We start from the raw sequence: 21,446 nt of genomic DNA, 5'->3' as shown, positions 1-21,446 counted from the left end.
AGACTCCAGAACTGTACTCAAGGCCTTAGTATTAGGAATACGCACAGATAGCCATTTGGAAATCTATCAACAATATATAGATGCTGGTGCGGTGCATATTTTAGCCATCTCTGGGCTACATATTGGGATTATCACTTTCTTCTTAACCAGTTTACTGACTCTCTTTGTCCCCAAAAGGTACAAACTCATTAGGATAGAAATCCTTTTAGGCTGTTTATCTTTCTATAGTCTCCTGACTGGTTTTTCCGCCTCAGTACTAAGAGCAGTCCTCATGTTTGGCTGCTATAGTATTGCTTATCTTATGGAAAGCAGAAGAGCCCGATATGATAGCTTACTACTCTCTGCCTTTATTCTACTACTGTGTAAGCCTACTTTTCTATTTGAGGTGGGATTCCAGCTGAGCTATATGGCTGTACTCTCTATCGAGTTCTTTCTTCCCTATTTTAACAGATATATCTATTTTGAGAACAAACTCTTGAATTTTTTCACCAATATTATCAAAGTAAGTATTGCCGCTCAGATAGGTGTTTTTCCCTTATCCTTATATTATTTTCACCAATTTGCAGGATTATTCCTGCTTACCAATATCCTTATTCTCCCTCTCTTAGGAGGAATATTAGCAATAGGTATCATTGTTGTCTTGCTATCTTATAGGGGATGGGTGACCTCAGGACTTATCTACTGTTATGATACGATTCTCCACCTGATGAATAAAATTATTGCTTGGGTAGCCTCCGTAGAGCATATGGTGATACGCGATGTCTATTTTGATAGGATCCTTCTTTGGCTCTGCTATCTGTGTATTATAGGAGGAGCTATATACCTAAAAATAAGAAAGATAACCTTCTTATACCTTTCTCTATTCTCTCTGTTACTGATGCAAAGTTATCTCTTTTATTTGAAATATGAAAGTATTCATACAGAGCAGCTTATTGTATTTCAACAATATAAGAAAACCATCATTGCCTCCCAAGTAGGAAAGCAAGCTACCTTTTATCTGTCTGATACCTTGGAGATTCCTACAAAACTTCTTCAAAATTTCCATACCCAACAGCAGCTACAAGAGATTCATTATGAACCTATTAGAAACATTATCCCCTTTAAGAATGATTTTCTCACCATCATTGATGCTCCATTTTACTTAGATCGTTCTTTCCCTACTGACTATATCTTGCTTAGGAATAGTCCCAAAATCCATTTGGAAAAATTCTTATCCACTATCCAGCCTAAAATGCTCATTGCAGATGGGAGCAATCGTCCTTTTATCGTAGAAAAATGGAAACTTACTTGCCAGAAGCTACACATTCCCTTCCATTATACCAAAGAAGATGGAAATTTATCTCTTTAATGTATACATTTGATTTCTCACTTGCTCAAATTCTGTCAAGATTTCTTCAAAAACGGCTTCTACACTTTTCTCCTCGTGAATAAGGCTACTTACCTGCCCTATTTCCAGCTCTCCTTCATCCAAATTTCCCTCAAACATCCCCATTCGGGTACGCCCTTTTCCAAATAATTCTCTGAGCTTCTCTGGTGTTGCTTCTCTACTTTGGTAAAGCGTTTCTATCTGAGCATAAAATGGATTCTTCAGTAAGCGTACAGGAGATAATTCTTTTAAAGTCAAAATGGTATCGCCTTCTTTCGCCTTAATAACCTCTTCTTTGAAGCGCTGATGAACCGTTGCTTCTTTTGTAGCTATAAAGCGACTGCCCATCTGTATGCCTTCTGCCCCTAAGGCCATGGTAGCATACATCCCCCTGCCTGTGGCAATTCCTCCGGCAGCTATGACAGGTATATCCACAGCACTACATACCTGAGGAGTAAGTACTAAGGTGGTAGTCTCTTCTTTTCCATTATGGCCTCCTGCTTCGAATCCTTCGGCCACTACCGCATCTACTCCTGCTGCTTGTGCCTTGAGAGCAAACTTGCTACTGCTGACCACATGTACAACTTTGATGCCTCGCTCTTGTAACTGTGCTGTCCAAAGGGAAGGATTCCCCGCAGAGGTGAAGACCACAGGTACTCCTTCCTCCATAATCACCTCCATAGTATGTGCACTATTTTGATACATTATAGGTACATTTACCCCAAAAGGCTTGGAGGTATGTGCTTTACACTGCCTGATCTGAGTACGCAATTCCTCGGCTGACATAGAGCCAGAGCCCAACAATCCCAGCCCTCCAGCATTGCTCACCGCTACCACCAAAGGCCACTGACTCGCCCATATCATTCCGCCCTGAATGATTGGGTATTGTATATTAAATAATTCTGTAATACGTGTTTGCATAACAATAATGATTAATGGTTAATATCTTTTCTGTATAAAGTAGATTAGAATTGCAAAGATACAATATTTTCAAGGGTTTGTCAAGAGTTTATAATAAGAAAGTAGGAATAATTCCTTATCCCTACTTTCCTAGTCAGCAATCAGTGAACATTGTTCATTAATCTTCTAAAAAATATCTTTAAGATGCTTCATGCTATTGGCAATACTATCCTTAGCCTCGGCAAAATCACCTTGTCCTATCTTCTTTATCACATTAGTAGCAAAGCCTTTCATCTGTTCGAAAGTGATATGAGGAGGCATCGCCAAGGTATCACGATTGGTATAGATATTTACCAAAGTAGGTCCGTCGTGTTCAAAGGCCGCTTTTACAGTAGCCTCAAGATCTTCCATTTTACGAACTTCATAGCCCTTTATATTCATCAGCTCGGCGAGCTTATCAAAAGGAGGATTTACCATATTGGTCTGCCAATCAAGGTAGCCTGATACCTCCATTTCGAGTTTTACCATCGCGAGCGAACGGTTGTTGAAGACAAATATCTTCACTGGATATTGATACTGCATCAGGGTAGCCAAGTCCCCCAAGAGCATAGAAAGTCCTCCATCACCACACATAGCAACTACCTGTCTGCCCTTAGAAGAGGCCGCTGCACCGATAGACATTGGGAGCGCATTGGCCATAGAACCATGATTGAACGAACCGGTAAGGTAGCGCTTGCCTGTTCCCTTGATAAAGCGTGCTGCCCATACCACATTCATACCCGTATCCACTGTAAAGATAGCATCATCAGCTGCATATTTGTCTAAGAGCTTAGCTGCATACTCAGGGTCTATCTGGTCTACTTCCGTTTTTTCCTTGGCATAGTCATCCAATGATTTTTCAAGTTCCACATACTCTTTGTGAATTTTCTTTAAGAAACTATCTTCTGTACGAGGAGTCAACTTAGGCAATAGAGCCGCAATCGTATCCTTCACATCTCCAGCAAAGCCATAATCCACTTTGGCTCGACGACCGATGATATCTGGGCGCTCATCTATCTGAATGATGGTATTTTTCTTAGGCAAGAACTCCGCATAAGGAAAATCCGTTCCCAGCATGATAAGTACATCTGATTCGGCACAAGCATCATATCCAGAACGATGTCCTAACAGTCCATTCATTCCTGCTATATAAGGGCTATCGACACGGTCGAAGAATATTTTACCTCGGAAAGAAGCCACGATAGGTGCTTTGAGAGTTTCAGCAAGTTGCTCTACCTCTTTCACTGCATATTGGCAACCATGCCCACAGTAGAGAGTGATTTTTTTATGCTTGGTGTCATTGAGCACTGCTGCCAATTTGTCAAGCTCACTGTCAGAGGGGCGCACTACAGGCTTGGCTAAGAAAGTCTGTGTAGCAGTAGGAACTTCTTCCTGGTCAGCTCCTGCCACATCGCCAGGTAAGCCCAAGACAGCCACGCCTTTCTCGTTGATAGCCGTTTGTATAGCACGCTGCATCATGGTAGTGAACTGTTTAGGAGTATTGGCTACATACACATATTTGCTACAATCCTGAAACAATAGGAATGGATTGGTTTCTTGGAACCAATGGGTACCAAACTTATGAGTGGCACAAGTGCTGGCTATGGCAATCACGGGATTCCCAGAGCGGTTAGCATCATAAAGCCCATTGATTAGGTGTACATGCCCAGGTCCAGAGCTACCCATACAACAGCCGATACCATTGAGCTCAGCATCCATAGAAGCTGCATAAGCTGCTGACTCCTCATGGCGTACGTGTATCCATTCGAGACGACCATCCCTACGGATAGCGTCATTGACAGGGTTAAGGCTATCTCCTGTAATGGCATAGACCCTTTTTACCCCTGCTTGTACTAACATTTCGACCAATTGGTCAGATACATTCTTACTCATAATTTTTTATTTCTCTAATTGAGCGACAAAAGTACATATTTTATTCCTCTTTCCAAATTTTTTAAAACAAAATAACAGCGAGGATATTTTTGAATGAAGAGTGAAGAACAAAAAGCTATTTTTAAATGAAGTAAAAAACATCTACCTGAAATTCAACACATTAAACAACAATACAAGCCATATGAAATTTAACATTTTTACTTAATTAAAATCAAATATTTTCAGTATCTTTGTCTTTGAATAAAACAATATCTGTAAAAAATAAAATTTATTATGAGAAATTTGTATAACTCGTTAAAAATTCGTAACTAAGTAAAGTTCTATTTAGTACAAAAATATACTAAATATAAAATATTTAGTATATTATTTACAAAAACTACTTATAATTTTCTTAAGTAGGTTTATATTTTAGACAAAACCCGAAAAGCCTGTAAAAGAGTAGGAAATCCAATAACAATATTATGGCTATAGAAATTATCTCCCTAAATGGAAAATCTCCTTATATAGATTATAAAGCTTTTGAAGAAAGTGTACATCAAGTACTTAACAATACTTGCCCTAATGCAAAAATATATCTCTTTAATAGATTCCCTATTCCTATATCAAATATAATAGATATAGATCTATTACTTGTAATTATTGTTCCAAATAAAAAAGATAGTTACTATAGAATTAATGAAAATAGTCTTTTTCAAAATCAAATCATTCCTGTCAAGTTTATTGATAAATATATAGATAAAGAATTATATAGTTCTGATGAAAGCGATGATCGTGTATTCTTGACTGAAAAAGGTGAAATTGATTATCAAAATGAACTTGAGAAGTTAAAAAGTGGAATAAGAGAATACCTAACACAAATATTTAGAGAAGAGAATATCATAGATAAAGAAGAATATGTTTATATTCCTTTTCCTATTATACAGATACTAAGTCCTAAATATAGATGTGTTACTACCAATTATTTATTAGGTGCCTCTTTTGACTTTCATATGTTAGATGAATATTTTAAGAAAAATACACAAGAAATGTATTTCTGCTCTATAAAAAAATGGTCTCAGTCGGGAGCTTATGAAGTAGTTCCTTTTGATATTGAAAAAATTGTAGATAGAATATCAAAAGATAGTGAATATGGCTACCTCACAAAAAGAAAAATAGAAAATATTGTAAAACAAAGAGCTAATCTCTCAACTGTTGAAAAAGAGATAGGAAATAAACTTATTATTGTAGAAGGAAAAGCCGGAAATGGAAAGACAAATAGATTATTAACCATTGCTTATAAACATTATATAAAAGGACAACATATTCTATTTTTATCTTATAATAGATTGTTAGTACATGATATCAATAAAACATTTCAAAGTATATCAAATTTGAAAAAAGAATCTAAGGTAGGGAGGGTTCCAGCCAATACTTTTCATTCTTTTTTCTTTGATTTATGTAGAAAGACAGGTGTTATTAAGTTAGAAAAGCATAAGAGATATAAAGAAAACAAAAAGAGATATGAAGAACTTGTAAATATATTAGAAAAAAATATGCCAATAATATCTGATATATTAAACTCCTTGCGACTAACTGATTTTGATTTTAATAAAGAGAATTTAAAAACTTATTTCCAAAATCGTGATGACCTAGATTCTGTAACTAAGGACTATGCTAGAGATTATATCAATTCTTATGATAGGAGTATAGAAATATTTATAAAGAAGAAAAAAGAGTACTTAGCAGATCTTTTACTTTCAGTAAAACAAGATAATGATGGAGGTCTATTTAATCAAGACTATGAAAAATTTTTACGAATACTCTATAAAGTACTTAATAACACCTCCGAATTCTATAATGAATATGATGTAAGAAATAAGAAAGAACTATTAGAAACGTCTTTAAATCTTAATAACGAAAGTAATGAAATTAGTTTTAGAGCCTTCTCAAAACACATTGAGGATAAAAAGAATCGATTACCTATAAAATATGACCTAATATTTGTAGATGAGGCTCAAGATTGTTACGAATATGAAAAAGAAATTCTTATAAAACTTTTTGGAGAAGGAAAAATCATTGTTGCTAATGGAGGAGAAGAGCAGTTAATAAGATATCCTGAACTTTGTGATTGGAGAAAGAGAAAAGCAGAAACAGAAACAGGATACAAAGAGACAAACTATATACCACACAAACCTATCATACCAACAAAAAAAGATCCTGTATCCACATCTTATAGAAGTAAAGAAGAGGTAATTAGGTTATGTAATTTCTTTGCAAACAAAATAAATATAGAATTTAAATTACATTCTCTCAATGAAGAAGTTGCTCCTAAAGAATATATTGATCGTGGCGAAATAATTTTTGATTTTAGAAGAAATCCTGAAATTCTATCTATCTATAATCAGTTAAAAGAAAAATCTTCTATTAATGGTTATAAGCCTTATGAAAGTATACTAATACTCATAACCCCAGAAGATGAACAAGAGGAAAATTCAGAAGGAGTTTCACACAAAAATAAAACTCATATTTATGAAAATAACTATGTAAATACTACTAACATAAAGGAGAAAAAAGGAAGTTGGGAATATCTCAAATTATTAGAAGATAATGGATACCAATGTTATAATGGTACAAAAAGCAAACATTTACCTTTCGATTTTGATGATACTCGCATCATCCATTATGAATCTTGTAGAGGATTGGAAACTTTTGCTGTATGTTGTTTCGGCTTAGATACTTTTTTTGAGATAAAATATAAAGAAGAGAAAGCTGAGAGAACTTTATTAAATAAAACAAGATATAATAATCAAGACCTAACTAATGAAAAACGTAAACAGATATATGCAACAAATTGGCTACTAATGGCTCTAACAAGAGCTATAGATACTCTATATATACAGATAGATGATAAAAACTCAGATATTGGAAAGTTAGTCTGTGAATATATTGAGATGAATAAAGATAATAAGAATATCAAAGTATATGAATAATCCAAAATATATATTATTATGAACCAAACAGCAAGAATAGAAGAATTTTTCAGTACGTTTAGAGGGGGAACAGAAACTCTTAAACAATACATCAACTATCAAAAAAAATTTACTGATGGAGAAGAGGCTATTATTGAGAAAAAAAAGAATGAAATAATAGAAAAAGAACTTGAGAATTATCAGAAAAATTATGAAGAAAACAAAGATAATCCTGAAAGAATCAAGAGAATACAAGAATTACAAAATGAAATTGATCTACTAACAAAAGATAAAGAAGGAGAAGAAAAAATACTTGGTATATGTAAAGCACAAAGGCTATACGATGAATTAAGATGGCTACAAGGAGATGGTGAATATCTAATTGAAAATGAAGGCTCTTTTGAAGAAGATCCTGAGAAATTAAACATCTCGTCTTTTACGATTATACAAAACAATACTACTTTAGTATTGATATATTCTTTTTTTGAAAATCAATTAAAGAGGCTTTGTGACATTTTAGGAGAAAAAGCCCCTATTCATTATTGTGACCTAAAAGGAGATGCTACTGTACAGTGTGGAAAATTTCTCACCAAATTTTGTAAGGTAGAGAGCTTTATATTCGAACAGATACATTGGCAATTCTTAGATAGTATAAGAGTACTCAGAAATCAAATCATACACAATAACCCTCATTATTTCAGTGTATTGACAGAAAAGGTACTAAAAAATAGTATAGATAAAGAGTATATACACAAGAACTTAGAAGAGATTATCCAAACAGAAAACTTCCTTAAAACAGAATACAATAATAGTGATTATTATATTCGTTTGTCGGATACATTTCTTTTGAAAGTAATCAACTATATGGAGATCTTCTTTAGTGATTTGGAAAACTATGTTCAGAAAAAGCGATAGTATCTCATAAAATACAATTCTTAAACCAGTAAAAACATCCATGAAAGCAAAAACTATTTCTCTATTCATTGTCTTTTTTGTGAGTATAATTGCTTGCTCGAGTAATGAGGTAAGTGAAACTTATGTATATATCTGCAAGGGACCTAATAGCGCTGCTTATCACTACAATCCTCATTGTAGAGGACTAAGACAATGCTCTACAGATGTAGAAAAACTCACCGTAAAAGAAGCTGTAGAAAAAGGAAGAAAACTATGTGGCTATGAAGACTAAATGGGAATATTTCATTTCTTGGCTTAGTAACCTTTTTTCTTCCTCTGGGCGTATTGGTAGGACTACCTATGGGGTAAGCCTGATTATATGTATTTTTTTAAGTACCCTTATCCTTATAAGTATTCTCTTAACCCAAGAGAATATGTCTTTTTTTATCCTCTTATATATCCCTATTATATGGTTAGCCTTAGCTCAGGGGGCTAAGCGCTGTCATGATCTGGGAAACAGTGGCTGGTTTCAGTGGATTCCTTTCTATTATTTTATTATGCTTTTGAAAGAAGGAGATAAAAAGACTAATTACTACGGAGAATCACCCAAGTATAGGCACTCTCAAAAGAAGACAGCCTCTGAAAATAGCCCTCCTTCGGATACTGATACTTCTACACATCAAAAGAAAGAGAATTCTTATAGTAAATACAATAAGGATTATAGAAAGAATTATAGTCAAAAATACTAAAAATCTATTTCTCCAAAATCACCTCACTAAGCTTTTGAGTAAGTGCCTTTCTATGATAGGCCCCAAGTGAGGTGGGCTGGGTATGGAGTTGATTTGCCTTATAGAGAGCGTAGTATTGGGTAAGGGCTTGCTTAATAGCGGATGTATCGGTTACCGAAAGGGTAATACCCGTTTGGGTCTGGGAGATAATCTCCTTCACATCCCATTGTGAGTAGCCCAAGGCGAGAATAGGACGCTGCGAGGCCATATACTCAAAGAGTTTCCCTGGGATGATGCCTTCTGTCTTGTGATGGTTGATTTCCAAAAGCAGTAACAACTGAGAGCTTCGCTGTAGCGCCAGTGCCTCGGTATGGCTCAGATACCCCTTGTACTCCAAGGAGGAGGTTAGCCCATATTTCTCTATGGAGGCAAAGACTTCCTCACTTACCTTCCCCGCCAAGCATATACGTAAGTCCTTCCTAAACGCTTCATTCTCTCGTACCATTTCTCCCAACACCTGCCAAAGAGGCTCGGGATTGCGCTCCGAGAGCAAAGAGCCTATATGGGAAAGCAAGAAATAAGGAGATAGCGACACTTCCTTAGTAAAAGTATCATCATAACCATTGGTAATCAGCACAATGGGTTTTGGAGTCTTTGCAGCAAACTCCCGCTGGGTGCTGGGGCTGGTTACGATAATAGTATCGGCTGTCTGCAACACCTTTCGCTCTAAGGTAAGGTGCTTTTCTGCTGATTTTTTGGTAAGTCGTAGCTGAGAATGGTAGCCTATATTCGTCCACGGGTCGCGAAAGTCAGCGATCCATCGTAGAGAAGGAAATTTTTCTTTGAGGTGCATCCCTATCAGGTGTACACTATGGGGAGGAGCCGTAGTGATAATGGTATCTATCCCATGTGTGGTAATATAGTCAGATAGATACTTCACTGAGGGGCGTACCCAGAATACCCGCGCATCGGGGATAAAGAGATTGCCACGCACCCATAGCAGGCACTTATCCACCCATGAGAGCTTTTTGGTAGGAATAATCCCCGCACTTATTTTCTTTGTTTTCTCTTTAGAAAAGAGAGAAGCTATGGAATAAGGCTCCCATATTTTTGTTTGGAGTAGGGTTAAGTCTTGTGGAAGGTCATCAGCTATATGTGCATCCACCATAGGATAGGTAGGGTTCTGAGGGGTGTAGATAATGGGTTCTATACCAAAATCACGCAGGTACTTGACAAATTTCAGCCAACGTTGTACCCCAGGTCCTCCCGCTGGTGCCCAATAGTAGGTAATTATCAGCACTTTCTTCATCTGCTCTTCCCTATTCTGTTACTGTCTTTCCACAAGAGCCCTCACTGAGGCCAATTCTTTGTATCTCTTACGGGCTTCTTCGGCTGGAGAGCCAAAATAAGTCTGGTTACCTTCGAGAGATTTGCTAACGCCACTCTGTGCCAAAATGACTGCTTTTTCACCTATGGTCACCCCACTGGTGATACCTACTTGCCCCCATAGGGTAACCCTATCCTCGATCACTACACAACCTGCAATTCCCACTTGGGAAGCGATCAGGCATTCCTCTCCTATGACAGTATCATGCCCCACATGTACATGGTTGTCTATCTTGGTACCTCTCTTAATGGTAGTATCGCCTGTCACCCCTCGATCTATGGTACAGAGAGCTCCCAAGTCCACCTGATCTCCTATCACTACACGCCCGCCTGAGAGGAGCTTATCAAAGCCTTCTGGACGCTTTTTATAGTAGAAAGCATCAGCTCCAAGTATTGTTCCTGAGTGGATAGTCACATTGTCCCCTATCACACAATGATCATAGATAGTAACATTGGCATGAATAAGGCAGTTCTTTCCTATGACCACATGATTGCCTACAAAAGCACCAGGTTGGACTATAGTACCCTCTCCTATCTGAGCAGTAGGAGCGATCAGAGCAGTAGCTCGCTCAAAGGGCTTGAAGAAGCGAGTGAGCTTATTGAAATCACGAAAGGGATCCTCGGAGATCAATAGGGCTTTGCCTTCAGGACAGGGTACTTCTTTGTTAATCAGCACTATAGTTGCTTTAGAGTGTAAGGCCTTGTCGTAGTACTTGGGATGATCTACAAAGACGATATCGCCTGCCTCTACCACATGTATCTCATTCATTCCCAATACAGGAAAGTCTTTATCACCTACATAGCGACTACCTATGATGGTAGCTATTTGTTCTAAGGTATAGGGTTGTGGAAATTTCATTTCTTTCTTTTGCTTTTAGGGTACAAAGATACTGAAAATATAAATAGGTAAATAGTGAATTTTTTATTAAAAAATAAGTATGTTCTTTTGTTGATAAAAAACGCTTTTTCGATTGACTTCTACCTAATATTTATTCCTATCTTTGCCCCGTATATCATATGGCTCTTTCTCTGGATGAATAGTAAAAGAAATAAAATATTTATCATTCTCAAAATCAGCTGTATTTTTCTCTTGCCTATTCTCTTACAATCTTTTTCTTTTCATAGGAATAACAACCGAAAAATACAAAAGATTGTCATTTCTCGTCAGGAAAATACCCAGCATATACAGCAAGCACAATATATTACCAATGATGCTGTGGAGAACCTGCTTTTTTCAGCCAAGAATGCAGAGGAATACACCCTACAAGAGATAAAAATCAATGCTTTAGAGAAGATGTTGGCTGCCAATCCTATGGTGGAGCATGCGGATATCTACCTCACTATCGATGGAGTGCTCAAGATAGTGATCAAGCAGCGGGAACCCATCGCAAGGATGGTCAGGGGGGGACAGTTCTATTATATGGATATACAGGGCAAGCGTATGCCGCTCTCCGATGCTTCTTCTGCTCGGGTACCTTTGGTTCGCGGGGTAGAAGAGCCTATGTGGGAGGATGCTCATATCATTCTCAAGCATATCTATATGGATCATTTCCTTAGAGAGAATATCGTAGAGCTCTCAGTGAACAAAGGCAAATTCTTTGCGCGACTACGAGGGGCTAACTTCTCAGTATGCTTAGGAAAATCTGATGATATTAATTTAAAATTCAACAACTTAAAAGCTTTTTATAAAAAGGCAGCAAAGGATAATTTCTTGGACAGATACACAGAGGTGAATTTGCAATATTACAATCAGGTAGTATGCACTCATGCCCATGCTGTGGTAGAGGAGCGAAATCAGTAAAAACTTAATAAAATACAAAAGTATTATAAAGAAATAAAAAATGCAAAATAACCTTTCAGATATATTGGGAAATGAAAACAGATAGTAAAATGAATCAAAAAAAATACATTGCGGGAATTGATATAGGTACTACCAAGATTGTGGCAATCGTTGGTAGTGAAAATCAATACGGGAAATTGGAGATCTTAGGCTATGGTAAGGCCAAGAGTCAAGGTATTTCCCGTGGTATGGTGGGAAACATAGGAAAAACTATCGATTCTATAAAACAAGCTGTAGATCTAGCACAAGCCAAAGCAGGGGTAGTGATCTCTGAGGCTTATGTAGGTATAGCTGGACAACATATCAAGAGTAACGAAGCTTCTGACTATATCACACGAGAGAATGCTGATGAGATGATTTCCTCGGAGGACTTGGATGCTCTCTGTCATTGTGTGATGAGCAGTAAGAATCGCTACCCTGGCGAGGAGGTAATCCATATCCTTCCTCAGGAGTATAAGGTAGACAATCAGGAAGATATCCATGATCCTGTAGGGATGGTGGGGGCTCGCTTGGAAGGAACTTTCCATATCGTGACTGGGCAGGTAGCTCCTATCAAGAACATCCAGCGCTGTGTCACCAAGTCGGGCATTGAGCTCAAGGGGCTTACCTTAGAGCCTATTGCTTCTTCTGCTTCTGTGCTCAGTGAGGCTGAAAAAGATGCAGGGGTAGCCCTTGTAGATATAGGAGGCGGTACTACTGATTTGGCAATCTTCAAGGAAGGATATATCCGCTATACTGCGGTAGTGCCTTTCGGAGGAAATATCATTGATAAAGATATCAAGGAAGGTTGTGGAGTATTCGACAAACAGGCTGAAATGCTTAAAATCAAGTTTGGATCTGCCCTACCGGAATATACCAAGGAGAATGAGGTAATCAATATTCAGGTATTCAAGGGAAGGGAACCTCAGGAGATACAGGTGACCAACTTGGCTCGCATTATCCGCTGCCGTATGGAGGAAATCATTGAAGCTGTATTCAACGAAATCAAGAATTATGGCTATGACCAGCCTCGCAAGAAACTCATCGCTGGGATTGTCCTCACCGGTGGAGGAAGTGAGCTAAAAGACCTTCCTCAGTTAGTGGAGTATATCACTGGATTACCTACACGCATTGGTCACCCCAACGAACACTTGGCCAATAATACCCCTCCAGAGCTTTCTTCTCCTATCTATGCCACCGCTATAGGACTCTTGCTTGATGGAATTGAGCGTGAACAAAACGAAGGACAACGTATTGACTTTTCTCACCTAAAAGATACCCCTCAACCTGAAGTTCACTCACATCAGGAACCAACCCCTCTCACCACTCCTGAAGTAGCAGCTCCTGTGGCTATAGAACCAACCCCTGTAGTCACCCCAAAAAAAGAAGAAGAGGAGGAAGAAATCGTAAAACCTGAAAAGAAAACAATTCTCAAAACTATCTCGGATAAGTTCACAGACTTCTTCAAGTCCATGGATTAAGCCTATTATATTCAATCAAATGTTAAATAAAGGATTATAGTTGTACAGCACAATTATAATCCTTATTTTTGTGGCTTAAAGTAAAAATATATAATTTTTTATGAACGAAAAAGATACTTATATCAATAATCTTCAGTCTTTTACAGACAAATTCGCCGATAAGATGATTTCTTACTCACCTAACCTTATTGGGGCAATTATCTTACTTTTTGTAGGAATATGGGTATGCCGCCTTATCCGAAAGTTTGTAAGGCGTATCATGGTAAGGCGTGCGGTAGATATTACTATTCAGAACTTTGTCAATGAGCTACTACGATGGGTACTCTACATCATATTAGGGCTGGCTGTTATCCAAAAAGTGGGAGTGCCAGTTTCCTCTTTCTTAGGGGCTTTAGCTGCTGCAGGGGTAGCCGTAGGCTTGGCTTTGCAGGGTTCTCTCTCGAACTTTGCTGGAGGAATTATGCTTCTTATCCTCAAGCCTTTCCGCATAGGTGATACCATCGAAGCTAAGGGTCATATAGGGACTGTGGAACGTATCGGTATGTTCTATACCACCATTATTAAGTTCGGTAACGAAAAGCTAATGATTCCTAATGGACCTCTTTTCTCTGACAATATTATCAACTACTCCGAGTCAGAAACGCGTCGTGACAATATTATTGTAGGCATTGGCTATGGATCTGACCTAAAAAAAGCTAAAGAAATTCTCTATACCCTTACAAAGAACTGCCCTACTGCGCTACAAGACCCTGCTCCTGCGGTTTTTGTAAATGAATTAGCAGATAACTCGGTAAACTTCACCCTACGTGTATGGTCTAAAACAGAGCACTATTGGAATACTCATTTCTACCTAATAGAACAAATAAAGCTGACCTTTGATAAGGAAGGTATCGAAATTCCTTTCCCTCAAAGAGATGTACATATTATCTCTAAATAAAATATTTTAATATATGGCAACCATTTTAGTCACAGGTGGTTTGGGCTTTATTGGCTCACACACTACCGTAGCCCTACAACAAGCAGGGCATGAGGTTATTATTATTGATAATCTCTCCAATGCCTCTATCGAAGTCAAGGATAGAATAGCAAAAATCACAGGAAGAGCTCCTATCTTTGAACAAATAGACCTTAGAGAAAAGGATAAAGTACAGGATTTCTTCCTTCGCTACCCCAATATAGATGGAGTGATTCACTTTGCCGCCTCTAAGGCGGTAGGCGAAAGTGTAGAAAAACCACTATTATACTACGAAAATAACATTGCATCACTTATCTACCTACTTCAGGAGCTTCAGAAGAGAAAGAATACTGCTTTTATCTTTAGTTCTTCTTGTACTGTATATGGCCAAGCGGACAAGCTCCCTGTCACAGAAGATGCACCTTTCAAACAAGCGGAATGCCCCTATGGCAATACCAAGCAGATCAATGAAGAGATTATCCGTGATACTTGTACTATAGCTAAAAACATCAAGGCAATATCCCTTCGCTACTTCAACCCTATTGGGGCTCACGCTTCAGCCCTTATTGGAGAACTACCCAATGGAGTACCTCAAAACCTCATCCCTTATATAACCCAAACAGCTATTGGTCTAAGGGAATCTCTTTCTGTATATGGTGATGACTACCCTACCCCCGATGGAACTTGTATTCGTGACTATATCCATGTAGTAGACTTGGCCGAAGCACACTTGGCGGCACTCGAATACATCCTTCAGGGTAAGATTCAGGGTAACTATGAGGTGTTCAACGTAGGTACAGGTAAGGGTAGCTCAGTACTCGAGGTGATCAAGGCTTTTGAGAAGGTCACAGGGCAAGCACTTCCTTACAAAATTGTAGGCCGCCGCGCCGGAGATGTAGTGGCTGCCTATGCCGATACCCATAAAGTCAATGAAGTATTGAAATGGAAGGCTAAACAGACTCTTGAGGAGGCACTCCTCTCAGCCTGGAATTGGGAAAAGAAATTGAGAAATAAGTAATTTTATCCGATGAAAATAACAAAAATACTCTCCTTCACCGCGCTCTCTCTCTTGGGAGGGGCGCTACAAGCTCAAGAAAAATCTTTGGCTACATTGGTCAATGAAAAAGATGCTTTCTTAGTCGATGTACGTTCAGAAAAGGAATTTGACCAAGGCTCTGCCCTCAATGCTGTCAATATCCCTGTGGACAAGATAGAAAAGGAACTTGATCAGTTCAAGGGTAAGTCCAATATTATCCTATTCTGCAGGGCTGGAAGACGTGCAGAAGCTGCTAGAAAACTATTGGAAAAACACCATATAAAAGCAATCAATGGTGGCACTTACCAACAGGTGAAAACCTTGCAAAAAGAAAACCTTATGGATAGGCTCTCTTATCGTACGGACAAACAAACTGTATCGGTTATCAAAAATGGAGAAGGTGTCAAACAAGTTGCCGTAGCGTTGGGCAAAGGAGCTATCCTTAAGAAACACACTACCGATGTACCTGCTTTCTTAGTGGTTGTCAAAGGGGAAATTCGCTTCTTGATCAATGGACAAGAAATCCTACTAAAGGCTTTGGATACTTACAATATTCCTGCAGAAATAGAGCATGAACTTATAGGTGTCGATGATGAAAACTTATTCATCCTTACCAAGTCCAAGTATTTCAAGGAGTAAATACATTATAAATAAAAAAGCTGTCCTTTTCGGACAGCTTTTTCTATTAAAATCATATTATTTAGAGATAAACTCTTTTAGTTGCTTGATATACCAATCAAAGTCATCGTACATAACGAAGTGCAATCCCTTGTTCGCATATCTAAGTTCCTTTTTAGGGGCTTTGCATATTGTTGCTCTATTTTATCCTTTGAGAAGCTAAAAACAGACTCTAACAATACTAATGTAGGCACTTCTATATGTTGTATCTCCTCTCTAAGATCTGTATTAGATAATTCACAAACCATTTTCCCGATTGTCTCTCTATCTGAATCCATGCTCCACTGTATTATTTGAGGGATTCTATCTTTGCTTTCGGTATAGTAGACCATTGATGATGTCTGTGCCTGTTGGAAATTTTCTTTGGGCATCCCCACAAATTCCTTAATTATAGGAGTACAATCCTTATTAGGATCCACCTTAAAGTCACCATTGGAGAGAGCTGCAAGAGCTGGTAGTGCATCTACTATTACTATTTTCTGAAGTAGTTTAGGCTCTTTTGCGGCTATTTTCATAGCAAGCATACCTCCCAAGCTATGTCCAATAATAATAGGTTTCTTGATTTTTTCCTTTTTGACATAAGAAATAATCGCTTCTGCCCAATTATCCAAACTTGGATTTTTTACTGGAGCAGTTCCTGCAAATCCTGCCATAGTAAAAAGGTAGCAAGTATGATTGGGACTAAATTCCTTAACTGTATCTTGCCATACTTCTGCAGAACAGGCAAGCCCAGGAATAAATAAAATAGAATTTCCTTTATTTCCTATTTTTTGCACTGAGAAAGAGGCTTGCCCAAAGCTCAATAAAGGTGATATAAATAGGAAAAAAAGGAAAGTAATAGAAATGTTTTTCATATGAAGAAATATTTATATTTTCTTGAGTTGCTCTTGCATCATTCGGATCTGATCCTTTAGCAAGTTTTGTTTGTCTAATTTCTTAGCTTGGGTTAGGTACTCTTGAGCTTCTCTTTTACGCCTTTTCTGCATAGAAATTCCAGCCAAACTAAGTTTTGCCATTGCCTCATCATAACTCATATTAAGCCCATACTTGAGTGCTGTTTTGAAATATTTTTCTGCTTGAGTAAGATTGGTCTGAGAAGTGACAATACCATAGAGGTAGTTATAATAACCTCTTTGCTTAGGAATAAGAGCTGTTTCTGGATTTTTGATATAGTCAAGCCATTTCTTTGTCCCTGCTATATCCTGTTTGCGAAGTCTTAGGAAGGCCAATAATAAAAATTCATTTTTAAAATAGAAGAGTATAGGGAAAAGAGAAAGCAGTATCAAAAATATCCCATTCCCAATATTTCCTAAGGTAAATTGATAAATAGCAAAGGCAAAAATAAGCACCGCCAGCGCTATCTTAATGTATCTGTGAAACATCCAAAAGTAGATTAAAAAAATAGTCGGGATGACTGGACTCGAACCAGCGACCTCACGCACCCCATACGTGAACGCTACCAACTGCGCTACATCCCGAGAAAAACATCACTGTTTTGCGAATGCAAAAGTACGTATTTTTCTTTAAATAAAAAAACTTTTTTTCAATGATAAATAATGAATGAAAAACAACTAATAATTAGTCACTTGTCATTCATTATTTATCATTAATTATTGTTCATTAATCATTGAAAAGTGGTCTTCCATGCATGAATTCATTCACTTTTTTAGCAATACTCTCAAGCAGTTTCTCATCATTAGCATGGTTGATTACCTCATCTATATAGCCTGCTACCACTTCCATATCGGCTTCTTTAAGTCCTCGTGTGGTGATAGCTGCCGTACCCAATCGAATACCACTGGTTACAAAAGGACTTCTATCATCAAAAGGCACCATGTTCTTATTGGCTGTAATATCGGCTTTTACAAGAGCTGCCTCAGCTTCCTTACCGCTGATATTCTTATTTCTTAAGTCTATAAGCATTAGGTGATTATCGGTACCTCCGGATACGATATTGTAGTTCTTTTCCAGTAAGAGCTGGGCTAATTTTTTAGCATTCTTCTGTACCTGTACTGCATAGAGCAAGAAGGCATCGGAGAGGGCTTCCCCGAAGGATACTGCCTTAGCCGCAATGATGTGTTCTAAAGGCCCTCCTTGGTTACCTGGGAACACGGATAGGTCTATCAGAGAGGACATCATACGAATTTCCCCTTTAGGTGTTTTTAGTCCAAATGGATTTTCGAAGTCCTTGCCCATCATAATCATCCCTCCTCTTGGCCCGCGAAGAGTCTTATGCGTAGTTGTTGTTACGAAGTGACAGAAAGGAATTGGATCATTGAGCAATCCCTTAGCAATAAGTCCCGCAGGGTGGGCTATATCGGCCATAAGAAACGCTCCTACACTGTCAGCTATCTCTCTAAAGCGCTTGAAATCAATATTTCTTGAATAAGCAGAATACCCTGCTATAATCATTTTAGGTTTTTCCTTATGGGCTATCTCCGCTATCTTATCATAGTTCAAGAGCCCTGTCTCCTTCTCTACCCCATAGAAAACAGGCTGAAAGAGCTTTCCTGAGAAGTTTACAGAAGCACCATGAGTAAGGTGTCCTCCATGAGAGAGGTCAAATCCCAAGATCTTATCCCCAGGAGAAAGACAAGCTGCATATACAGAAGCATTCGCCTGAGACCCACTGTGGGGTTGTACATTTACATATTCCGCTCCAAAAAGGGCTTTAGCACGATCTATGGCGAGTTGTTCCACCTGATCTACTATTTGGCATCCACCATAGTAGCGCTTTCCAGGGTATCCTTCAGCATACTTATTAGTAAGTACGGAGCCAGCTGCTTCCATTACCTCAGGGCTTACAAAATTCTCTGAGGCAATAAGCTCTATCCCTCTGAGTTGTCTTTCTTTTTCTTGCTGGATGAGATCAAAAATTCGTTGGTCTCTTTTCATAGGAAATAATTTATTAATAGGTGGTGCAAATATACTTCTTTTCCCCCAATTATCAAAACTTTTTTCTATATTTATTTTCTAAGAAAAATAACCTGATTATCTTCTATCTTTAGTAGTTGCGACGGCTGTCCTGCTCCCTGTTCTTCCCTTCGGTAAGGGACTATATAATCCACGGATTTCTTGATCTGCTCACTTATCAGGGAAAAGTTCTTAGGGCTCTCTTCTCCACTTATATTGGCGGAGGTGGAGACAAGCGGGGCGTCGAAGGCATCTATTAGTGCCTTACAAAAAGGGTCTTTTACCACCCTGAAAGCCAAAGAATGGTCGGCAGCCTCTGGCAAATGAGAGTCATATACCTGAGTATAAATCACTGAGGTTGGCCGCTCTTGCTTGTCTAAAAAGGCAAGAGTCTCTTGCGATACTGCCACATAGCGCTGTAGCATCTGGTAGGAGGAGACCAGCAGGATAAAGCTCTTGCGGATATCTCGCTGCTTGATCGCCTGTATACGTTGTATTCCTTCTCTTGAATAGGGGTCACAACCCAATCCCCATATAGTATCTGTGGGATAGAGAATGACCTTCCCGCTTCGCAAAAATGAAAGTGTTTCTTTTACTATTTCATTGATTTCCATAGGTTTATAACCTTTTCTTTAAGCGAAGCAAAGATAACTTTTTTCGCCCAAAAATACTATAAAAAGGTCTCTGTTTATCTTTTTTTTAAGATTTTAAACTTCGTTTCAAAAAAAAACTGTACATTTGCGGCATTTAAAATATTTCATACAATGATTTGTAAAAATCCTATTTTTTATATGGCATTCTCTGGGCTCTTGGTGGCCTGTGGGGGAACTTCTAAGATAGCTTCCTTGCCATTGGAAACTTTAGAAGGTAAGAATATCCCTTCTATTAGTGAAAAACCGAACAAAGATGATCTGAAGACTTGGCCGCACCGTGACTTGCTTACCTCAGGGTATCCTGGTATCTCGTTGGAAAAGGCTTACAATGCCTTGAAGGGAAGAAAGGCTCAAACGGTAATCGTAGGGGTAGTGGATTCTGGAGTGGATATCAACCACGAAGACCTTAAATCTATTATTTGGACAAACCCTAAAGAGATTCCTAACAATGGTATCGACGATGATAAAAATGGCTATGTGGACGATGTACATGGCTGGAATTTCTTAGGAGAAATCAACCAAGAAAATCTTGAGTATGTACGTATCCTCAAGAGTGGCGATACCAAAAACCCTGACTATCAAAGGGCTTTGGATAAATATAATAAGGAATACCAAGATGCACAAGGTAAAGTAGACTTCTACTCCCAGATCAAAGAGAGAATTGCTCAGAGTGATGCTCTTATCCAAGCGCACTTAGGAAAAAAGGAATATACCTTAGAGGATTTGGAGAAAATTAATACTTCTTCCGAACAACTACAAGGGGCTATCCGTGGTATGAAGTATCTTCTTAGCAATGAGGTTTCTGTAAAAGAAACTTTAGAAGAACTCACCGATGGAATTAAGCACTTTGAGGAACGCCTACAATATGGACTCAATAAGGATTTCTCTCCTCGAAAGACAATTCTTAAGGACAATCCTGATGATATCAACGACAAGTACTATGGAAATAACAATGTAGTAGGTCCTACTGCCGAGGGGGCTCTACATGGTACTCACGTAGCGGGAATCATCGCCGCTGTACGCCATAATAATATAGGTATAGATGGAGTCGCTGACCATGTGCGTATCATGCCTGTACGTACTGTCCCTGATGGTGATGAGTATGACAAGGACGTAGCCCTCGCCTTACGCTATGCTATTGACAATGGAGCTAAGGTGATCAACACTTCTTTCGGCAAGGAGTTCTCTCCTCACAAAGAGTGGGTATATGATGCACTGAAATATGCAGCTCAAAAAGATGTCCTTATCGTAAATGCTGCGGGGAATGATACCAAAAATGTAGATGTACAGCTTACTTTCCCTGATGATAATATTGGTGGAAAAGAGTTCACCGACACTATGATTACTGTAGGGGCTCTTAACTATGAATACAATGAAAACTTAGTAGCTTCTTTCTCTAACTATGGAAAGAATAATGTAGACTTATTTTCCCCTGGAGTGGAAATCTATGCTACAGTGCCTGAAAACAAATATAAGTTCCTAAGTGGTACTTCCATGGCAGCTCCTGAGGTGGCTGGGGTTGCGGCGCTTATCCGCGCTTACTTCCCTAAGTTAAAAGCACGTGAAGTAAAACAAATACTTATGGAATCAGGGGTTACTCCTACCGTGAAAGAGGTGCTTGTGGGTGGCCGCGGCGAAGAACAAGAAGCTCAGCGTATGCCTTTCTCCTCTCTTAGCAAATCTGGAAAAATACTCAATGCTTACAACGCTATTATCTTAGCAGCTAAGCGTAGCAAATAAGTGATTTTATAAAAGAA

The 21,446-nt window shown here is 38.4% G+C and carries 19 protein-coding genes and 1 tRNA gene; 11 read left to right on the top strand and 9 right to left on the bottom strand.

Annotated features, from left to right (window positions below):
• A partial coding sequence (locus CAPGI0001_RS00365) for a ComEC/Rec2 family competence protein (protein ID WP_002665388.1) occupies positions 1-1,348 on the top strand: 1,348 nt, incomplete at its 5' end.
• Here the strand turns inward: CAPGI0001_RS00365 and CAPGI0001_RS00360 are convergent.
• Both CAPGI0001_RS00360 and CAPGI0001_RS00355 read right to left on the bottom strand, forming a co-directional pair.
• A complete protein-coding gene (locus CAPGI0001_RS00360) occupies positions 1,337-2,287 on the bottom strand; it encodes an NAD(P)H-dependent flavin oxidoreductase (protein WP_002665452.1) in 951 nt (316 codons plus the stop codon). The two genes, CAPGI0001_RS00365 and CAPGI0001_RS00360, sit on opposite strands and share 12 nt — an antisense overlap.
• 165 nt (positions 2,288-2,452) lie before the next feature.
• On the bottom strand, positions 2,453-4,198 hold the full coding sequence (locus CAPGI0001_RS00355; protein ID WP_002665390.1) for a thiamine pyrophosphate-dependent enzyme: 1,746 nt from the start codon (positions 4,196-4,198) through the stop codon (positions 2,453-2,455).
• 461 nt (positions 4,199-4,659) lie between these two features.
• Between CAPGI0001_RS00355 and CAPGI0001_RS00350 the strand changes: the two genes are divergently transcribed.
• Genes CAPGI0001_RS00350 through CAPGI0001_RS00335 form a run of 4 tightly spaced genes read left to right on the top strand, consistent with a single transcriptional unit; the run spans position 4,660 to position 8,789 of the window.
• Positions 4,660-7,167 (top strand): UvrD-helicase domain-containing protein, encoded by a 2,508-nt coding sequence (locus CAPGI0001_RS00350; RefSeq protein WP_002665401.1) that lies wholly within the window; start codon positions 4,660-4,662, stop codon positions 7,165-7,167.
• Positions 7,168-7,185: 18 nt separating this feature from the next.
• Complete coding sequence (locus CAPGI0001_RS00345) at positions 7,186-8,061, top strand: hypothetical protein (protein ID WP_002665475.1); 876 nt, start codon at positions 7,186-7,188, stop codon at positions 8,059-8,061.
• A gap of 40 nt (positions 8,062-8,101) precedes the next feature.
• A complete protein-coding gene (locus CAPGI0001_RS00340) occupies positions 8,102-8,332 on the top strand; it encodes a hypothetical protein (RefSeq protein ID WP_002665465.1) in 231 nt (76 codons plus the stop codon).
• Complete coding sequence (locus CAPGI0001_RS00335) at positions 8,322-8,789, top strand: DUF805 domain-containing protein (RefSeq protein WP_002665430.1); 468 nt, start codon at positions 8,322-8,324, stop codon at positions 8,787-8,789. The genes CAPGI0001_RS00340 and CAPGI0001_RS00335 overlap by 11 nt, the downstream gene beginning before the upstream one ends.
• Positions 8,790-8,793: 4 nt before the next feature.
• Here CAPGI0001_RS00335 and CAPGI0001_RS00330 read toward each other — a convergent pair whose 3' ends face one another.
• The gene (locus tag CAPGI0001_RS00330) at positions 8,794-10,077 is read right to left on the bottom strand and encodes a glycosyltransferase (protein WP_002665392.1); all 1,284 of its coding nucleotides are present in this window, start codon (positions 10,075-10,077) and stop codon (positions 8,794-8,796) included.
• 18 nt (positions 10,078-10,095) lie between these two features.
• Entirely contained in the window at positions 10,096-11,013 is a 918-nt protein-coding gene (locus CAPGI0001_RS00325) for a UDP-3-O-(3-hydroxymyristoyl)glucosamine N-acyltransferase (RefSeq protein WP_002665380.1), read from the bottom strand.
• A 174-nt stretch (positions 11,014-11,187) separates the two neighbouring features.
• On the opposite strand from CAPGI0001_RS00325, the gene CAPGI0001_RS00320 reads away from it, so the two are divergent.
• The 5 genes from CAPGI0001_RS00320 to CAPGI0001_RS00300 all read left to right on the top strand — a co-directional run bounded on the left by CAPGI0001_RS00320 (position 11,188) and on the right by CAPGI0001_RS00300 (position 16,084).
• A complete protein-coding gene (locus CAPGI0001_RS00320) occupies positions 11,188-11,955 on the top strand; it encodes a cell division protein FtsQ/DivIB (RefSeq protein WP_040359157.1) in 768 nt (255 codons plus the stop codon).
• Positions 11,956-12,044: 89 nt separating this feature from the next.
• Positions 12,045-13,454, top strand: a complete 1,410-nt coding sequence (gene ftsA, locus CAPGI0001_RS00315) for a cell division protein FtsA (RefSeq protein ID WP_002665472.1) — start codon at positions 12,045-12,047, stop codon at positions 13,452-13,454.
• A gap of 100 nt (positions 13,455-13,554) precedes the next feature.
• Positions 13,555-14,391: a mechanosensitive ion channel family protein gene (locus CAPGI0001_RS00310; RefSeq protein ID WP_002665469.1), complete on the top strand. Its 837-nt coding sequence runs from the start codon at positions 13,555-13,557 to the stop codon at positions 14,389-14,391.
• Between the two features lie 13 nt (positions 14,392-14,404).
• On the top strand, positions 14,405-15,427 hold the full coding sequence (gene galE / locus CAPGI0001_RS00305; RefSeq protein WP_002665402.1) for a UDP-glucose 4-epimerase GalE: 1,023 nt from the start codon (positions 14,405-14,407) through the stop codon (positions 15,425-15,427).
• A gap of 9 nt (positions 15,428-15,436) precedes the next feature.
• On the top strand, positions 15,437-16,084 hold the full coding sequence (locus CAPGI0001_RS00300) for a rhodanese-like domain-containing protein (RefSeq protein ID WP_002665398.1): 648 nt from the start codon (positions 15,437-15,439) through the stop codon (positions 16,082-16,084).
• 77 nt (positions 16,085-16,161) lie between these two features.
• Here the strand turns inward: CAPGI0001_RS00300 and CAPGI0001_RS00295 are convergent, their stop codons facing one another.
• The 5 genes from CAPGI0001_RS00295 to CAPGI0001_RS00275 all read right to left on the bottom strand — a co-directional run bounded on the left by CAPGI0001_RS00295 (position 16,162) and on the right by CAPGI0001_RS00275 (position 19,650).
• On the bottom strand, positions 16,162-16,977 hold the full coding sequence (locus tag CAPGI0001_RS00295) for an alpha/beta fold hydrolase (protein WP_002665393.1): 816 nt from the start codon (positions 16,975-16,977) through the stop codon (positions 16,162-16,164).
• A 12-nt stretch (positions 16,978-16,989) separates the two neighbouring features.
• The gene (locus CAPGI0001_RS00290; protein ID WP_002665409.1) at positions 16,990-17,505 is read right to left on the bottom strand and encodes a hypothetical protein; all 516 of its coding nucleotides are present in this window, start codon (positions 17,503-17,505) and stop codon (positions 16,990-16,992) included.
• A gap of 23 nt (positions 17,506-17,528) precedes the next feature.
• A tRNA-Pro gene (locus CAPGI0001_RS00285) sits at positions 17,529-17,601 on the bottom strand.
• 142 nt (positions 17,602-17,743) lie between these two features.
• Positions 17,744-19,018 carry a serine hydroxymethyltransferase gene (gene glyA, locus CAPGI0001_RS00280; RefSeq protein WP_002665396.1) on the bottom strand — a complete coding sequence of 425 codons (1,275 nt, stop codon included), beginning with the start codon at positions 19,016-19,018 and terminating at the stop codon, positions 17,744-17,746.
• Positions 19,019-19,089: 71 nt separating this feature from the next.
• Complete coding sequence (locus tag CAPGI0001_RS00275) at positions 19,090-19,650, bottom strand: L-threonylcarbamoyladenylate synthase (protein ID WP_002665450.1); 561 nt, start codon at positions 19,648-19,650, stop codon at positions 19,090-19,092.
• A 150-nt stretch (positions 19,651-19,800) separates the two neighbouring features.
• On the opposite strand from CAPGI0001_RS00275, the gene CAPGI0001_RS00270 reads away from it, so the two are divergent.
• Entirely contained in the window at positions 19,801-21,429 is a 1,629-nt protein-coding gene (locus tag CAPGI0001_RS00270) for a S8 family peptidase (protein ID WP_002665449.1), read from the top strand.
• Positions 21,430-21,446 lie beyond the last annotated feature (17 nt).

This window comes from Capnocytophaga gingivalis ATCC 33624 (assembly GCF_000174755.1).
GTDB lineage: Bacteria > Bacteroidota > Bacteroidia > Flavobacteriales > Flavobacteriaceae > Capnocytophaga > Capnocytophaga gingivalis.
The sequence above is the reverse complement of the archived record's forward strand: the minus strand, read 5'-3'. Positions and strand labels throughout refer to the sequence as shown.

Coding starts and splice junctions, on each gene's coding strand:
- CAPGI0001_RS00335 (WP_002665430.1), top strand. CDS start 8,322: ATGAAGACTAAATGGGAATATTTCATTTCTTGGCTTAGTAACCTTTTT.
- CAPGI0001_RS00270 (WP_002665449.1), top strand. CDS start 19,801: ATGATTTGTAAAAATCCTATTTTTTATATGGCATTCTCTGGGCTCTTG.
- CAPGI0001_RS00300 (WP_002665398.1), top strand. CDS start 15,437: ATGAAAATAACAAAAATACTCTCCTTCACCGCGCTCTCTCTCTTGGGA.
- CAPGI0001_RS00355 (WP_002665390.1), bottom strand. CDS start 4,198: ATGAGTAAGAATGTATCTGACCAATTGGTCGAAATGTTAGTACAAGCA.
- glyA (WP_002665396.1), bottom strand. CDS start 19,018: ATGAAAAGAGACCAACGAATTTTTGATCTCATCCAGCAAGAAAAAGAA.
- ftsA (WP_002665472.1), top strand. CDS start 12,045: ATGAATCAAAAAAAATACATTGCGGGAATTGATATAGGTACTACCAAG.
- CAPGI0001_RS00345 (WP_002665475.1), top strand. CDS start 7,186: ATGAACCAAACAGCAAGAATAGAAGAATTTTTCAGTACGTTTAGAGGG.
- CAPGI0001_RS00320 (WP_040359157.1), top strand. CDS start 11,188: ATGAATAGTAAAAGAAATAAAATATTTATCATTCTCAAAATCAGCTGT.
- CAPGI0001_RS00275 (WP_002665450.1), bottom strand. CDS start 19,650: ATGGAAATCAATGAAATAGTAAAAGAAACACTTTCATTTTTGCGAAGC.
- CAPGI0001_RS00325 (WP_002665380.1), bottom strand. CDS start 11,013: ATGAAATTTCCACAACCCTATACCTTAGAACAAATAGCTACCATCATA.
- CAPGI0001_RS00330 (WP_002665392.1), bottom strand. CDS start 10,077: ATGAAGAAAGTGCTGATAATTACCTACTATTGGGCACCAGCGGGAGGA.
- CAPGI0001_RS00350 (WP_002665401.1), top strand. CDS start 4,660: ATGGCTATAGAAATTATCTCCCTAAATGGAAAATCTCCTTATATAGAT.
- CAPGI0001_RS00340 (WP_002665465.1), top strand. CDS start 8,102: ATGAAAGCAAAAACTATTTCTCTATTCATTGTCTTTTTTGTGAGTATA.
- galE (WP_002665402.1), top strand. CDS start 14,405: ATGGCAACCATTTTAGTCACAGGTGGTTTGGGCTTTATTGGCTCACAC.
- CAPGI0001_RS00295 (WP_002665393.1), bottom strand. CDS start 16,977: ATGAAAAACATTTCTATTACTTTCCTTTTTTTCCTATTTATATCACCT.
- CAPGI0001_RS00360 (WP_002665452.1), bottom strand. CDS start 2,287: ATGCAAACACGTATTACAGAATTATTTAATATACAATACCCAATCATT.
- CAPGI0001_RS00290 (WP_002665409.1), bottom strand. CDS start 17,505: ATGTTTCACAGATACATTAAGATAGCGCTGGCGGTGCTTATTTTTGCC.
- CAPGI0001_RS00310 (WP_002665469.1), top strand. CDS start 13,555: ATGAACGAAAAAGATACTTATATCAATAATCTTCAGTCTTTTACAGAC.